At 67.5% G+C, this 15,897-nt stretch carries 11 protein-coding genes; 4 read left to right on the forward strand and 7 right to left on the reverse strand.

The genetic code is table 11. The features are described 5' to 3' along the window. Positions 1 to 28: 28 nt before the first annotated feature. The 7 genes from gatB to rlmH all read right to left on the reverse strand — a co-directional run bounded on the left by gatB (position 29) and on the right by rlmH (position 10,462). The gene (gene gatB, locus HW932_RS11130) at positions 29 to 1,462 is read right to left on the reverse strand and encodes an Asp-tRNA(Asn)/Glu-tRNA(Gln) amidotransferase subunit GatB (protein WP_176976560.1); all 1,434 of its coding nucleotides are present in this window, start codon (positions 1,460 to 1,462) and stop codon (positions 29 to 31) included. A gap of 120 nt (positions 1,463 to 1,582) precedes the next feature. Then, positions 1,583 to 3,025: a metalloprotease TldD gene (gene tldD / locus HW932_RS11135; RefSeq protein WP_176976561.1), complete on the reverse strand. Its 1,443-nt coding sequence runs from the start codon at positions 3,023 to 3,025 to the stop codon at positions 1,583 to 1,585. A gap of 78 nt (positions 3,026 to 3,103) precedes the next feature. Next, on the reverse strand, positions 3,104 to 3,934 hold the full coding sequence (locus HW932_RS11140) for a carbon-nitrogen hydrolase family protein (protein WP_176976562.1): 831 nt from the start codon (positions 3,932 to 3,934) through the stop codon (positions 3,104 to 3,106). A gap of 146 nt (positions 3,935 to 4,080) precedes the next feature. Beyond that, on the reverse strand, positions 4,081 to 7,701 hold the full coding sequence (locus HW932_RS11145) for a YhdP family phospholipid transporter (RefSeq protein ID WP_176976563.1): 3,621 nt from the start codon (positions 7,699 to 7,701) through the stop codon (positions 4,081 to 4,083). Between the two features lie 102 nt (positions 7,702 to 7,803). After that, positions 7,804 to 9,258 carry a ribonuclease G gene (gene rng, locus HW932_RS11150; RefSeq protein WP_176976564.1) on the reverse strand — a complete coding sequence of 485 codons (1,455 nt, stop codon included), beginning with the start codon at positions 9,256 to 9,258 and terminating at the stop codon, positions 7,804 to 7,806. A 113-nt stretch (positions 9,259 to 9,371) separates the two neighbouring features. After that, entirely contained in the window at positions 9,372 to 9,980 is a 609-nt protein-coding gene (locus tag HW932_RS11155; protein ID WP_176976565.1) for a Maf family protein, read from the reverse strand. An 8-nt stretch (positions 9,981 to 9,988) separates the two neighbouring features. Beyond that, positions 9,989 to 10,462, reverse strand: a complete 474-nt coding sequence (rlmH, locus tag HW932_RS11160) for a 23S rRNA (pseudouridine(1915)-N(3))-methyltransferase RlmH (protein WP_176976566.1) — start codon at positions 10,460 to 10,462, stop codon at positions 9,989 to 9,991. 251 nt (positions 10,463 to 10,713) lie between these two features. On the opposite strand from rlmH, the gene tatA reads away from it, so the two are divergent. From tatA to HW932_RS11180, 4 genes are all read left to right on the forward strand, one after another. Continuing rightward, complete coding sequence (gene tatA, locus HW932_RS11165; protein ID WP_176976567.1) at positions 10,714 to 10,989, forward strand: twin-arginine translocase TatA/TatE family subunit; 276 nt, start codon at positions 10,714 to 10,716, stop codon at positions 10,987 to 10,989. A 56-nt stretch (positions 10,990 to 11,045) separates the two neighbouring features. Next, positions 11,046 to 11,375: a Sec-independent protein translocase protein TatB gene (gene tatB / locus HW932_RS11170; RefSeq protein WP_176976568.1), complete on the forward strand. Its 330-nt coding sequence runs from the start codon at positions 11,046 to 11,048 to the stop codon at positions 11,373 to 11,375. A gap of 135 nt (positions 11,376 to 11,510) precedes the next feature. Beyond that, complete coding sequence (locus HW932_RS11175) at positions 11,511 to 12,689, forward strand: efflux RND transporter periplasmic adaptor subunit (RefSeq protein ID WP_176976569.1); 1,179 nt, start codon at positions 11,511 to 11,513, stop codon at positions 12,687 to 12,689. Continuing rightward, positions 12,686 to 15,868: an efflux RND transporter permease subunit gene (locus HW932_RS11180; protein ID WP_176976570.1), complete on the forward strand. Its 3,183-nt coding sequence runs from the start codon at positions 12,686 to 12,688 to the stop codon at positions 15,866 to 15,868. The genes HW932_RS11175 and HW932_RS11180 overlap by 4 nt, the downstream gene beginning before the upstream one ends. Positions 15,869 to 15,897 lie beyond the last annotated feature (29 nt).

Here is a 15,897-nt window from a genome sequence, read left to right on the forward strand (position 1 = left end):
CGTATCGCGCCCCGCACGACCTGCGCTCTCAGGGCGCCAGCTTGCGCTTGAGGATCTCGTTGACCTGGGCCGGATTGGCCTTGCCGCCGCTCTGCTTCATCACTTGGCCGACGAAGAAGCCGAACACCTTGTCCTTGCCGGCGCGGTACTGCTCGACCTGCTCCGGGTTGGCGGCGACGATGGCCTCGATCATGGACTCGATGGCGCCGATGTCGGTGATCTGCTTGAGACCCTGGGCTTCGATCACGGCATCGGCCTCGCCGCCGCCGTTCCACATGCCTTCGAACACCTGCTTGGCCAGCTTGCCCGAGACCGTGCCGTCCTGGATGCGCGCGATCAGACCGGCCAGGGCACTCGCCGACACCGGACTGGCGCCGATCTCGCACTCGCTCTTGTTGAGCGCCGCCATCAGCTCGCCGCTCACCCAGTTGGCCGCCAGCTTCGGCTCGCCGCAGGCGCGGGCCACGGTCTCGTAGTAATCGGCCAGCTCACGGCTGGCGGTCAGCAGATTGGCGTCGTACTCCGACAGCCCGTACTCGGACTGGAAGCGCGCGCGCTTGGCGTCCGGGAGTTCCGGCAGATCGGCGGTCGCCTCGGTCAGAAAGGCGTCGTCGATCTCCAGCGGCAGCAGATCCGGATCGGGGAAGTAGCGATAGTCGTTGGCCTCCTCCTTGGTGCGCATCGAGCGCGTCTCGTCCTTGACGGCATCGTACAGCCGCGTTTCCTGGACCACGGCGCCGCCGCCCTCGATCAGATCGATCTGACGCTCGACCTCGAAGGCGATGGCCTTCTCCAGGAAGCGGAAGGAATTGACGTTCTTGATCTCGGCGCGGGTGCCGAATTCTTTCTGGCCGACCGGACGTACCGAGACGTTGGCGTCCATGCGGAAGGAGCCTTCCTGCATGTTGCCGTCGCTGATGCCGATGTAGCGCACGATCTGGTGGATCTTCTTGGCATAGGCCACGGCCTCGGCCGGCGAGCGCAGATCCGGCTCGGAGACGATCTCCAGGAGCGGCGTGCCGGCGCGGTTGAGATCGATGCCGGTGAAGCCGTGGAAGTCCTCGTGCAGCGACTTGCCGGCGTCTTCTTCCAGGTGGGCGCGGGTGACGCCGATGGTCTTGACCGTGCCGTCGTCGAGGACGATCTCGACCCGGCCCTTGCCGACCACCGGCAGCTCGTACTGGCTGATCTGGTAGCCCTTGGGCAGGTCGGGATAGAAGTAATTCTTGCGCGCGAACACCGAGCGCGGCGCGATCTCGGCGTCGATGGCCTTACCGAAGCGCACCGCGAGGCGCACCGCCTCGACATTGAGCACCGGCAGCACGCCCGGCAGCCCGAGGTCGATGGCGCAGGCCTGGGTGTTGGGTTCGGCGCCGAAGGCGGTCGGCGCGCCGGAGAAGATCTTGGACTGGGTCGCGAGCTGGGTGTGGATCTCGAGACCGATGACGGTTTCCCACTGCATGGTCGGTCCTGTTCGATGGATGTCGATTCGATCCGCGATGTTACAGGCGAGTCAGGATTACGGCCAGTTTTCGGCAGATCCGGGCCGCCCCCGGGGAGCGACCGGGCGAACGCGGGAAATCTACTGACTGGTGCCGCCGACGGTGAGGCCGTCGATGCGCAGCGTGGGCTGACCGACGCCGACCGGGACGCTCTGGCCTTCCTTGCCGCAGGTGCCGACGCCTTCGTCGAGCTTGAGATCGTTGCCGATCAGGCTGACGCGGGTGAGTACGTCCGGGCCGTTGCCGATGAGGGTGGCGCCCTTGACCGGACGGGTGATCCGGCCCTTCTCGATCAGATAGGCTTCGCTGGCCGAGAACACGAACTTGCCCGAGGTGATGTCGACCTGACCGCCGCCGAAGTTGACGGCATAGAGCCCCTTGTCGACCGAGGCGATGATCTCCTCCGGATCGCGTTCGCCGGCGAGCATGTAGGTGTTGGTCATGCGCGGCATCGGCAGATGGGCATAGGACTCGCGCCGGCCGTTGCCGGTCGTTGCGGTGCCGGTGAGCCGGGCGTTGAGCTTGTCCTGCATGTAGCCGCGCAGGATGCCGTCCTCGATCAGCACGGTGTTCTGGGTCGGGGTGCCCTCGTCGTCGAGATTGAGCGAACCGCGCCGTCCGGGCAAGGTGCCGTCGTCGACCACGGTCACGCCCTTCGCGGCGACCCGTTGCCCGAGGCGCCCAGCAAAGGCCGAACTGCCCTTGCGGTTGAAGTCGCCCTCCAGACCATGACCGACGGCTTCGTGCAAGAGCACGCCCGGCCAGCCCGAACCGAGCACCACGGTCATGGTCCCGGCCGGGGCTTCGACAGCATCGAGATTGACCAGCGCCAGCCGCACCGCCTCGCGCGCGAAGGCCAGCGCCCGATCCTCGACCAGGAAATAGCCGAGATCGGCCCGTGCCCCGCCGCCGCTCGATCCCTGCTCGCGCCGCCCGTCCTGCTCGGCGATGACGCTGACGTTCAGCCGCACCAGCGGACGCACGTCGGCGGCCAGGGTGCCGTCGTCGGCCAGCACCAGTACCGTGTCCTGCACCGCGACCAGACTGGCGATGACCTCGCGCACGCGCGGATCGGCACGGCGCGCCTCGGCATCGACCCGTTGCAGCAGCGCGACCTTGTCGGCGTCCGGCAGGCTGTCGATGGGATTGAGCGGTTCGTACAAACGTTGGACGACGGGGCGCTGACCGATCCGCACCCGCCCGTCCTGTCCGCCACGCGCGATGGCGCGCGCCGCCGTGGCCGCCTCGATCAGGGCCGGGAGCTGCAATTCGTCTGAATAGGCGAAGCCGGTCTTCTCGCCGCTGACGGCGCGCAGTCCGGCCCCCTGCTCGATGCTGAAGTTGCCGTCCTTGAGGATGCCGTCCTCCAGCACCCAGGATTGCAGCCGGCTGTACTGGAAATAGATGTCGGCCGCGTCCACCGCCGCACTGGTCAGATGTCCGAGCAGACGGTCGAGTGCGGACTCGTCCAGTCCGGCCGGAGCGAGGATGCTGTCACGGGCGATGGCGATGGGATCAATCATGGGTTCGATATTGGGCGGACTCTTGAATCAGTAGCGAGAAAGTTGGCGGTCAGGCCGTTCACGGACAGACTTGCGGCCTCAGGCGTCGCATTTCAAACGCCGGTGATGGATGGTCGGGAAGCTGCGCCGCACCGACTCCAGGAATTCGCGATCGATCGAGGCGCAGACGAAGCCCGTCCCGCGCGGCGCCTGAGCCAGGATGGTCCCCCAGGGATCGACGATCAGGCTGTGTCCATGGGTCTCGCGACCGTTGACATGAAAACCGCCCTGAGCCGCCGCCACCACATAGGCCAGATTCTCGATGGCGCGCGCACGCATCAGCGGCTCCCAGTGCGCCTTGCCGGTGACGGCGGTGAAGGCCGAGGGCACGGCCAGGATCTCGGCGTCCTCGTCGAGCAGCCGGCGAAAGAGTTCGGGAAAGCGCAGATCATAGCAGACGGCCAGTCCGAGTCGACCGAATGGCGTGTCGATCACGACCGGCTCGTTGCCGGGCTCGATGACCGCCGATTCGTGATAGCGCTCGTCGAGACCCGGCAGGTTGACGTCGAACAGATGGATCTTGTCGTAGCGGGCGACCCGCTCGCCACGGTCGTCGAAGACCAGACAGGCCGCGCGCACCCGGTCGGGCGTCTTGGCTTGCAGCGGGATGGTTCCGCCGACCACCCAGACGCCCAGTTGCCTGGACAGGCGCGACAGGAAGGCTTGCAGCGGCCCGTCGCCGTCGACCTCGCGGATCGCGAGCTGATCACGGTCCTCCTGGCCCATGAAAGCGAAATTCTCGGGCAGGACCACCAGCTCGGCCCCCTCCTCCACGCTCTCCCTGACCAGACGCTCCACCTCGAACAGGTTGGCGCCGACATTGGGGCCAGTCGCCATCTGGATGGCCCCGATCTTATGTTTTTCTTTCATGATGTCTGAACTACTCAATCCCGCCCCGCCCCTGGCGCGGATGTCTCTACCTCGGTCGGCGACCGATCGCCGCCGTCCCACTCGAAAGCCGTTTCGTTCGATCGTTGCAACAATACTACCAGACCCGGTCGATCGGAAACCGGCACTCAGGGGACATCGAGGAAATGGTTGATCGGGCGCGGCGGTTTCCTGTCCTCGTTCGCCGGCTCGCGACGCTCGCCGAGACCGCTCAACGGCTCCCAGCCCAATCGCGTCCACTCCGGCTCGGTCCAGGGGCCCGTGACCCGATACTGATAGCGTCCGAGCCGGTCGAGGGTGTTGCCGGTCGCGCGATCGACCAGATAGACGGCGGCCCCCACCACAGGCCCGCCGGCCACGGCGCCGGCCAGGGCCACACTGGTGCCCAGATTGGGTTCGACCGTGACCAACTGGTCGAGCCGCTGACCGACGAGATCCGCCGCGCCGCCGACCATGACGCGCCCGGCCGGTCCCTCGATCAGCACCTCATCGAAGCGCGCCTGCCCCTGCCCGATGGTGATGCGTCCGCCCAGACGTTCGAAGGCGAAGCCCTGGCCATAGAGGTCCGAGAAGTCGAGCGCCAGCCGCCGCCCGATGGAACCGACGTCGATGAAACCGAGCAGACGCCCGACGCCCGGCTCGGCTTCCAGAAAGCGTCCCGGATCGACGCCGATGTCGAGCACACCCTTGGCCCGCGCCCAGGCGAAGCGCGCCGGCCCGCCGGGCCAATGCAGCTGGACGCGCGCGCGCGCTTCCTTGGCCTCGATCGTCGTCGGTTCGTCGAGCAGCGTCAGGAGGCCGCGCAGATCCGGCGTCTCGGCCTTCAGGTCCAGACGACTGCGACCACCCTCTGGTCCCCGAACCCATTCGCCCGTGCCCTCGACGTTCAGGAGTCCGGGCCGGCTCAGACGCAGACGCGGCAGGCGCGTCCCCAGGGCATCGCGATGCAGGGACAGATCGAGCGCGCCCAATTCGCGCTCGCCCCAGTCGAGCCGGGCAACGCGCAGATCGAGCGAGGGGAGCTCGGTGATCGGGTCGGGCGCACGATCGGGACGCGGTGTCGGCGGCCCATCGGACTCGGGATGCGCCACGAATGCCTTGAGATCGAGCCGTTCCAGATCGAGATCCAGCCGCGTTTCGGTGTCCGTATCGGCTGGCCGGATCAGGCCGGCGACCTCGCGGGAATCGACGCTAAACCGCCAGCCGGATCTGTCCGGCGTCCCCCTGAGCTCGAAGGCGTTGAGCGTCCGTTCGCCGAGACTCAGACGGTCGATGTCGAACTCCAGGCCCGCCAGCGCGATACCGCCCTTGGCCGCCGCGTTCCGGCCAAGCTGGGTCGCCGTGGCCCAATCCTTCCAGGTGCTCAGATCCAGCGCGTCGATCCGGCCGACCAGATGGAGTCCGGAATCCTGGGTGCGCAGTGAGAGGTCAAGTGGCCGGTCCGCAAGTCTGGCGCCGACCTTGGAGGTTTGGATCCCGCGTTCGTCGAAGCGTACTGCGCCGCTCAGACCCGAGAGTCGGACGGCCGTCCCGCGCACGCCCAGCGTGGCCGGCTCCGGCCAGCTCAGGACACCCGACACGCCCAGCGCGCGCTGTTTCACGAATGGCAGATCGATGTCCAGCGCCAGTTGCGATCGGCCGCTGACCTGGAGGATCTCGGCGAGTCCGCCCAGCTTTTCAGACAGCGGCGTCTCGGCCAGGGTGCGCCGACCGTCCTCGAAGGGACCGCGCGCCTCGCCGTGGATGCGCATCTGCTCGACCTGCGCGAGATCGGGCAGATCGACCCGGCCGGCGCGGAAATCGCTATCGAGGATGCGCCCGCGATCGACCCGGATCGTCAAGCCCTCGTCGAGAAAGCGCAGATGACCGGCGGCCGACGTGATGGCGGGCCATCCCGGTCGATAGTCCAGTCGCACATCCTCGAACTCCAGCTTCAGCTCGAAGCGGCCCTGACGCTTGCGGAAGGGGTGATCGGCCAGAGCGCCGCGAAAGAGTGCGTCGCCCTGGGTGACGCGCCCGGAGACGATCGCCGCGTCGAGCCAATCGACCAGCGGCGGCTTCATGATCCCGACCGGCAGGTAGAGACGCACATTGGCGGCATTGGCGTCCTGGAAGCGTGCGCGCAGATCCAGGAAGGGTCGTCCGTCGGCGCCCGGCAGTTCCAGCGTGAAACGCGCCTGACCGCTGAGATCGGCGTTCTCCAGCGTCAGTCTGTGCGCCGCGAGGCGCCAGCCGCCGGACGTCCGGCGCGTCCAGTCGAGCCGGCCGCTCAACTGATCGAGTCGCAGCGGTCGATCGAAGAGCGGATTCAGGTCCAGATCCAGCCCCTCAGACCCGAGCCGCATCCAACCGCCGTCCTGATCGCCGGCGAACCGCAGATCCAGGCCGGCGAAACCAGGCATGCGGTCGCGGCGATCGAGACCCAGGCCGGACATATGGCCCGAGACCTGCCAGTGCGGCTCGTTCGAATCGGCATTCACTTCAGCCGGATCGAAGCGCAGCGCCAGATCGCGTGCACTCCCGCGCGGGTTGCGCTCCAGGAGTGCCTGCAGCGCCTCGGGCAGCGGCCGGGGGCTGGCTCGCAGGATAGCACTCAGATCGGCCAGATCCAGTTGGGATAGATGCCCGCCCAGCCCCAGCAGCCGTCCCTTCGGACTCAGGCGCAGATCCAGATCCAGGCCCGAGAGCGCTGCACCGTCGAATCCGGCTTGCAGGCCGGCGATCCGGGCGCTCCAGCCGGACTCAAGCGAACGCACGCGCGCCAACCCGCTCAAATGCCAGGCCGGCGGCGGCTCACGCGCGTCGTCATCCGACGCCTGTGTCTGCCCGGACATGGTGTCGGACGCCAGACGCACGCCCCGCAGATCGGCCTGGATCAGCGCCTGTTCGAGCCGACCGGCCTGGAGGTCGAACCAGCTCTCGACGCCGGCGCGCTCTGTATCCAGCCGTCCGTGTTCCAGCAGCACAGCCGCCGCCGGCAGCAGGCCGAGATTGGCCACGTCCAGACGCAGATAGCCGCGCCCGCTCCAGAAACGCGGATCGGACGCCGGACCATTCAGCCGCAGGGCCAGTTGGAGACAGGGTTCGCAGGACTCGCCCGTGCCGCTGGGCGCCTCATCGGTCGCCAGCACGAGCGGATCGGGCGGCACCGGCCGCGCACTGAGATCCAGCCAATGACGCTCGCCGGCGTTCTCCAGTCGCAGGCGTACATCGACCAGACGTAGTTGCTTGCCGCCGCGCGCCGGATCGACGAACAGGATCTCGCTTTCGATCAGATCGAGCCGCCCCTGACTCAGGAAGCCTTCGAGCGCGCGCGGATCATCGCTCGCCAGTGCGTCCAGTCCATGCAAGCGCAGACGCCCATCCGCACCGCGCTCCAGAACCAGACGCGCCCCGACCAGCGTGACGCCCGAAATCCGGACCGAACGACTCAGCAGCGAGGCCAGGAGATCCAGATCCAGCTCGATCGCCCTCAGCGCCAGCGCCCGCGCCCGCGTGCCGGCGCCCGGACGATCGAGCGCGACGCCCTCCAGCCTCAGACGCGGATGCAGGCCGGACAGGCCGAGTCGCAACGTCCCGATCGACATCCGATACCCCAGACGCTCGGACAGCCTCCCGGCGATGGCGTCCCGGTACTCGCCGGTCAGCGGCGGCGCCAGACGCACGACCGAGACCAGCAGCGCCAGGAGCACCAGCCCCAAAAGCATGGAGGTCGTCAGCAAGGCCTTGAGGCGTCTGAGCAGGGACATGGGAGACATCAAGCCAATGGAGCCACCGGACCGCGATCGACTGGGATGTTCGATGTTCGTTCTCCGTGGAGCGGCACGTCTTGGCGCCGGCTCCATGAAGCCTTAGATGAGCACGACGTCGTACTGCTCCTGCGTATAGAGCGCCTCGGCCTGGAGCCGGATTGGGCGGCCGATGAACTCCTCCAGCTCGGCCAGATGCGCCGATTCCTCGTCGAGCAGCCGGTCGACGACCTCCTGCGAGGCCAGCACCAGCAGGGTCTCGACCTCGAACTGACGCGACTCGCGCAGGATCTCGCGGAAGATCTCGTAGCAGGTGGTCTCGGCGGTCTTGATCGAGCCGCGCCCGCCGCAGCAGGGACAGGGTTCGCACAGCACGTGCTCCAGCGACTCGCGGGTGCGCTTGCGCGTCATCTCGACCAGACCGAGCGAGGAGACCTCGGTGATGTGGGTCTTGGCATGATCGCGGGCGAGGCATTTTTCGAGCGCGCGCAGCACCTGACGCTTGTGCTCGTCCTCGGTCATGTCGATGAAGTCGATGATGATGATGCCGCCGAGATTGCGCAGTCTGAGCTGACGGCAGATCGCCTGGGCGGCCTCCAGGTTGGTCTTGAAGATGGTCTCTTCCAGATTGCGATGACCGACGAAGGCGCCGGTGTTCACATCGATCGTGGTCATGGCCTCGGTCTGGTCGATGACCAGATGACCGCCCGACTTGAGGCTGACCTTGCGCTGGAGCGCCTTGCGGATCTCCTCCTCGACGCCGTAGAGATCGAACAGCGGACGCTCGCCCTGGTAGTACTCGATGCGACCCTGGATCTCGGGGATGTACTTGGTGGCGAACGAGACGGCCTTGTCGACCATGGCGCGCGAGTCGATGCGGATGCGCTCGACCTCGGGTGTCACCAGATCGCGCAGGGCGCGCAGCGCCAGGGCCAGATCGTCGTGGACCAGACCGATCTGGTTGACGTGGGTGCACCGTTCCTTGATGCCGCGCCAGAGCTTGGCCAGAAAGGCCATGTCCTTCTCCAGCGCCTCTTCGCTCACGGCCTCGGCGGCGGTGCGGGCGATGAAACCGCCCTCGCCCTGATGGGCCTCGACATAGCGCAGCAGGATCTCGCGCAGACGGCGGCGCTCGTCCTCGTCCTCGATCTTCTGCGACACGCCCGTGGTCGACACCGCCGGCATGCACACCAGATAGCGCGAGGCGATCGAGATGTTGGTGGTCAGACGTGCCCCCTTGGTGCCGAGCGGATCTTTGACCACCTGGACCACGATCATGTCGCCCTCGCGCACCAGCTCATGGATCTGATCGCCGCGCGACTCGCCGGGGGCGCCGATGATGTCGGAGGCGTGCAGAAAGGCCGCGCGCTCCAGACCGATGTCGACGAAGGCCGCCTGCATTCCCGGCAGCACGCGGCAGATGCGTCCCTTGTAGATGTTGCCGACCAGACCGCAGCGCTCGGCGCGCTCGATGATGATCTCCTGCACCACCCCGTTCTCGACGACCGCGACGCGCGTCTCGGGCGGGGTGACATTGATGAGAATCTCTTCACTCACTCGGTACGTCCTTCAATAGCTGGATTCTGAGACATTGAAACCGCAACGGTACGAAGGACGCAAAGCGCGCTGTCCAGGGATTTTCGCCCGGTGGCTTCGGAACCGGATGTCCTTCAGATGGCGTCAGCGTTCGCGAGCAGGGCGATACCGGCGCGATGCAGCAGACATCCGGTCTCATACAGCGGCAGTCCCATGACGCCCGAGTAGCTGCCCTGGAGATCGGCGACGAAGAGCGCGCCCAGCCCCTGGATGCCGTAGCCGCCGGCCTTGTCGCACGGCTCGCCGCTGGCCCAGTAGGCCCGTTGCTCGCGTTCGTCGATGACGCGAAAGCCGACCCGGCTCGTGCTCAGTTCGTACCAGACCTCACTGGCTCGGGCGAGCGCCACCCCGGTCAGCACCTGATGCGTCCGGCCCGACAGACGCGCCATCATGCGCAGGAAATCGGGTCGGTCGAGCGGTTTCCCCAGGATCTCGCCGTCGACGATCACGGCGGTGTCGGCGGCCAGCACCGGGCGCGGGTCTTGGGTCGGAACCGCCGACCGGCCGGTCCGCGCCTTCTCGATCGCGATCCGCCGCACATAGTCCTCGGGCGACTCGCCCGGACCTGGAGTCTCGTCCACGTCCGCCTCGACCTGAGCGAAGCGCACGCCGATCTGGTTCAGCAACTCGCCCCGGCGCGGCGAACGCGAGGCGAGATAGAGCTGGTGGCTGGTCTCAGTCATGGCTCAGGTCATCCGGCACGATGATAGGGATGCCCCTGGGTCAGGCTCCAGGCGCGATAGAGCTGCTCGGCGAGGATGACGCGCACCAGCGGATGCGGGAAGGTCAGGGCCGAGAGCGACCAGCGCTCACGCGCCCGCGCCAGACACTCGTCCGACAGCCCGTCGGCCCCGCCGACCACGAGCGCCCGATCGCGCCCATCGGCCAGCCAGTCGCGCAGATGGCCCGCCAGCGTCTCGGTGCTCCAGGAGCGCCCGCGCTCGTCGAGCACGATCACATCCGCGCCCTTGGGAATCGCCTTGAGGATGCGCCGCCCTTCTTCTTCGCGCGCCTGACGCACATTGGTGGTCTTGGCGCGATGCACCGGGTCGATCTCGACCAGATGCAGGGCGCACTCGGGCGGCAGCCGCTTGGCGTACTCGCGATAGCCGTCCTCGATCCAGCCCGGCATCCGCCGGCCGACACATATCAGATGAATCCGCATACGACACTCGATTTCGATCACTCCCGACATCATCCCCCATCCCGGTGCCCGACGTAAACGCGCGCCGACCGAGGTCAGCGCGTGCCCCCGTGACCCAAGCGGGCGCTTTCAGCGTCAATCGGCTTGCGTTATGATCGCCGCTCCTGAATTTTCAAATCCCGTCTGCGTCGCGGTCTCGATCCACGCGCACGGACGGAACAGACAAGCACATCCCGAGGTCGGCTCGCGACCACGGGCAACGGAGAAACACGATGGGCGTCGGCGGCATCAGTATTTGGCAGCTCCTGATCATCCTGGTGATCGTGGTCTTGTTGTTCGGCACCAAGCGGCTGAAGAACATCGGCTCGGATCTCGGCGAGGCCATCCGCGGCTTCCGCAGTTCGATGTCGAATTCCGACAAGAGCGACGAGGACGACACCGGCGCGCGCGAGAATGGCGCCATCGGCCAGCCGAACGACGCGCGCCCGACGGACTCGACCGCCCAGACACGCCAGAGCGACACCACGGCCAATCGCGATCGCACCTGATCGCCCGCCGATCCCCGCTCGCCAACCGGATGCTCGACCCTGCTGGACGGTGCTAGATGTTCGATGTCGGCTTTCAAGAACTGATCCTGGTGGCCATCGTCGCCCTGGTCGTGATCGGCCCGGAGCGTCTGCCGCGCGCGGCGCGCGTGGCGGGCAAGTGGGTCGGGCACGCGCGGCGCACGCTCTCCAACGTCAAACACGAGATCGATCGTGAACTCAAGGCCGAGGAACTCAAGAAGATCCTCGACGAGCAGGCGCGACACAATCCGCTCGACACCATCCTGGAAGAGCCGGCGAAGACCACGCCCCGCCCCGCGACCACGACCGAGCCGCAGACGACGGCGAGCGGCTCGTCTCCGTCGTCGAGCGGCCCGCTCGCCAAGTAACGGCGCGAAAACGAGCGAGAGGCTTCCGGTCAGGAAGCTCCGGCTTTGTGACCGTTGCCCTTGTGCCGGCCCGCCGGACACCGCATCTTGTCGGGGTCGAGCCACCCTCAACCCCAACGAGCCCAGACCCGATCCATGCCGCGCCGTATCCTGCCGATCCTGATCCTCGCTCTGGGGGTCGGGATCTTCGTCGCCCTCAAGGCGACCCGCCCCGCCCCGCATCCTGTCCAGCCCAGTGAACGGATCTGGCGTATCGCCGTCACCGACGTCCGGCCCGCCGCCCATCATCCGATCCTGACGCTCTTCGGACAGGTCGAGGCGCCGGATCGCATCCAGGCCGCCGCCCCCGTCGCTGGCCGGCTGCTGGAAGTCCAGGTTCGTGACGGCGAGCGCGTCGCCGCCGGCGCACTGCTGGCCCGGCTCGACCCCCGTGATCTGCAACCGCGCCTGACCAGGGCGCAAGCCGATCTGGAGAAGGAGCGGCTGAAGCTGGTCCATGACCGCCAAGCACTGGAACAGGAACGCGAGATCCTGCGGCTGGCCAGGCAGGCGCTGGAGCGCGCCGAGACCGTGCAGTCCAAGCAACTCGGCTCGATCTCCAGCGTCGACGAGGCGCGCGAGCAATACGCCCGCGCCCAGCTCGCCGTGACCCTGCGCGAGCAGTCGATCGCCGAGCATCCGGCGCGGCTGGCGACCCTGGAAGCGGCCCTGGCCGAGGCCGAGCGCGATCTGGCGCGCGGGACCATTCGCGCCCCCTTCGAGGCACGTATCGGCGTGGTCGAGGCCGCGGCCGGCGATCAGCTCCAGCCCAACCAGACCATCCTGACCCTCTATCCGCTCGATGGACTCTATGTGCGCGCCAAGGTGCCGGGCGTACACAGCGAGGAACTGCGCGCCGCGCTCACCAATGGCGAACAGCTGACGGCCTCCGGCTCACACGCCGGACGCCCGGTCACGGCCGTGCTCGAACGTCTCTCGGGCGAAGCCGACGCGCGCGGCGTCGATGCCCTGCTGCGACTTGCTCCCGAGTCGCGTCTGCCGCTGGGCGCGTTCGTCGAGCTGCGTCTGGAGCGCCCGCCCGCGCCCGACACCATCGCCCTGCCCTTCGCCGCGCTCCATGGCGGGGATCGCATCTTCGCGGTGCGCGACGGGCGTCTGCATGGTCTGCGCATCGAGCGCGTCGGTGAACTCGACACCGGCGCCGGCGAGGGCCGGGTCTTGCTGCGCGTGCCCGAACTCCAGCCCGGCGAGCCGGTGATGATCACCCATCTGCCCAACGCGCTCGATACGCTCAAGGTCGAGATCGTCCAATGAGCACGAGTCTGATCGCGGTCTTCGTCCGCCACCGGCTGCTGGCCAATCTGCTGATGGCCGGGATGCTGATCCTGGGCGTCATCAGTCTGACGCGGATGAACATCCAGTTCTTCCCGACCTTCGCGCTCGATGTGATCTCGGTGCGCGTGGTCTGGAGCGGCGCCTCGGCCGAAGACGTCGAGAACGGCATCCTCATCCCGCTGGAGGAACGGCTCAAGACCGTCGACGGACTCAAGAAGCTGACCGCGACCGCCGCCCAGGGCATCGCCAGTCTGTCGGTCGAACTCCAGGAGGACACCGATCCGCTGCTGGCGCTCGATCAGGTACGCCAGCGCGTCGACGAATTCCGCAATCTGCCCAAGGACGCCGAGACGCCCCAGATCAGCCGGATCTCGCGCTATGAATCTGTGGCGCGGTTGCTGGTCTCGGGGCCGAGTCTGGCCGAGCTGCGGCCCTGGGTGCGGCAGTTCGAGCGCGAACTGCTGGCGCGCGGCATCGATCGGGTCGACATCTCGGGCCTGCCCGAGGAGCGCATCGCCATCGAGGTGCCGGGGCGGGCGCTGGAGACGCTCGGACTCTCGCTCGACGGCATCGGCGAGCAGATCGGACGGATCGCGCGCGACCTGCCGTCCGGCATCGCCGGCGAGGCCGATGGCGCACGCGAACTGCGCAGTCTGGAGCAGCGTCGCGACCCGCTCGCTTTCGAGGATCTGGCCATCGTCAGCGACGAACGCGCGCTGGTGCGGCTGGGCGACGTGGCCACCATCGTGCGCGAGGCGCGCCCGGCCAGTCTGACGCTGGCTCCCATCCCGGTCGGTCTGAACGCCGAGGCGCTGGCGGACAAGCCGGCGACGGTCGAACTCCTGGTGCAGCGCGCCGAGCAGGGCCATTCGCTCAAGGCCGCGCGTCTCTTCGACGACTGGCTCAACGACACCCGCCCGACCCTGCCGCCGGCCATCGAGCTGACGGTCTTCGATGCGCAATGGGAAGTCATCGCCGATCGCATCGATCTGCTGATCCACAACGGGCTCCAGGGTCTGACCCTGGTGCTGATCATGCTATTCATCTTTCTGCCGGGGCGGGTCGCTTTCTGGGTGGCGATGGGCATCCCGGTCGCCTACATGGCGGCTCTGGCACTGCTGTGGGCCTTCGGCGGCACCATCAACATGATGAGCCTGTTCGGGCTGCTGCTGACGCTCGGCATCATCGACGACGACGCCATCGTGGTCGGGGAACACGCCGAGACGCGCTTCCGGCAGGGTCTGTCGCCCGCCGAGGCGGCGCTCAGCGGCGCCCAACGCATGTTCTGGCCGATCCTCGCCTCGGGTCTGACCACCATCGCCGCCTTCCTGCCGCTGATGCTGGTCGGCGGCATCATGGGCAACATCCTCGGTGACATCCCCTTCGTGGCCATCATGGTGCTGCTGGCCTCGCTGCTGGAAGTGTTCCTGGTCATGCCGATGCACCTGCGTTCGGCCTTCGAGCATCACAAGGACGCCACCGTGCCGCGCTGGCGCGAGCGGGTGAACGCCGGATTCGACCGCTTCCGCGATGGAGTCTACCGCCCCCTGGTGGTCTGGGCGCTGCACTGGCGCGGCGTGACGGTCAGTGTGGTCGCGGTGCTGATGCTGCTGGCCATCGGATTGCTGATCGGCGGGCGGGTGTCGTTCGTGTTCTTCCCCACGCCCGAGTCCCAGGTGGTCTTCGCCAACGCGACCTTCGTCGCCGGCACGCCGCGCGAACAGACCACCGCGTTCCTGGACGAGCTGGAGCGCGCGCTGATCGCGACCGACGAACAGTTCGGCGGCGGGCTGATCGAGTCGGCGGTCGCACGGCTCGGCGCGACGGTCGCGGTGGATGTCGGCGCGGGCGCCGGCGGCGATCAGCTCGCCTCGATCCTGGTGCAGCTCGTGCCTTCGGAGTATCGCGCGGTGCGCAACGAGCAGTTCCTCGCCGCCTGGCGCGCCAACACCCGGATGCCGGCCGGACTGGAGAGTCTGGTGATCTCGGCGCGTCGGGCCGGGCCACCAGGCCGCGATCTGACGATCCGGCTCATGGGCGACGAGGCCAACCGGCTCAAGTCCGCCGCGCTCGAACTGGCGCAGAGTCTGGAGAGCGTGCCGGGGGTCTCGGACATGGTCGACGACATGCCGTTCGGACGCGAACAGCTCATCTATCGGCTGACGCCGGCCGGACAGGCGCTCGGGTTCACCACTGAATCGCTCGGGCGCCAGTTGCGCGCGGCTTTCGATGGCTATCTGGCGCAACTGGTCCAGGTCGGACAGGACGAGCTGGAGGTGCGGGTGCTGCTGCCGCGCGCCGAGCGCGTCCGGCTCAATGCGTTGGAACAACTGCTGGTGCGCACGCCGGACGGACGGTTCGTGCCCCTGACCACGGTCGCGGCCTGGGAGACGCAGCGCGGCTTCGAGGCGCTGCGTCACGCCGACGGACGGCTCGCCGTCGAGGTCTCGGCCGACATCGACCGTGCGCTGGCCACGCCCGACAACGTCCGCGAGGCGCTGGAGCGCGATCTGCTGCCGCGTCTGGTGTCGCACTACGGCATCGACTACAGCTTCGAGGGCCGCGCGGCCGATCAGCGCGAGACGCTCGGTGACATGCGGCTGGGGCTGATCCTGGGGTTGGCGCTGATCTATATGATCCTGGCGGCGGTGTTCGGGAGCTGGGGCTGGCCGCTGGTGGTGATGACTGCCATTCCGCTGGGTCTGGTGGGCGCGATCGGCGGGCACTGGCTGCTGGGGCTGGATCTGACGCTGCTGTCGCTGTTCGGGCTGTTCGGGCTGTCCGGGATCGTGGTCAACAATGCCATCATCCTGGTCAGCATGTATCACGAGTTGCGCGAGGAGGGGATGGCGGTCGATGAGGCGCTGGTGGAGGCGGCGGTGTCGCGTCTGCGCGCGATGCTGCTGACCTCGGCGACGACGGTGGTGGGGCTGGGGCCGCTGATCTTCGAGACCAGTCTTCAGGCGCAGTTTTTGATTCCGATGGCGGTGTCGCTGGCGTTTGGCGTGGGTTTTTCGACCGTGCTGGTGCTGGTCTTCACGCCGGCGCTGCTGTCGCTGCATGAGAGTGCGCATGGACGGCTGGCGGCGCTGTGGAAATGGTTACAGGACGACACGAAATCGGATCGCTCAGGCAGACCATCGAGAACGGTAAGCTGAATAAACAGCGGGCTAAGGGGAGGCGATTC

It is taken from the genome of Allochromatium humboldtianum (assembly GCF_013385175.1).
In the GTDB taxonomy this organism is placed as follows: Bacteria; Pseudomonadota; Gammaproteobacteria; order Chromatiales; family Chromatiaceae; genus Thermochromatium; species Thermochromatium humboldtianum.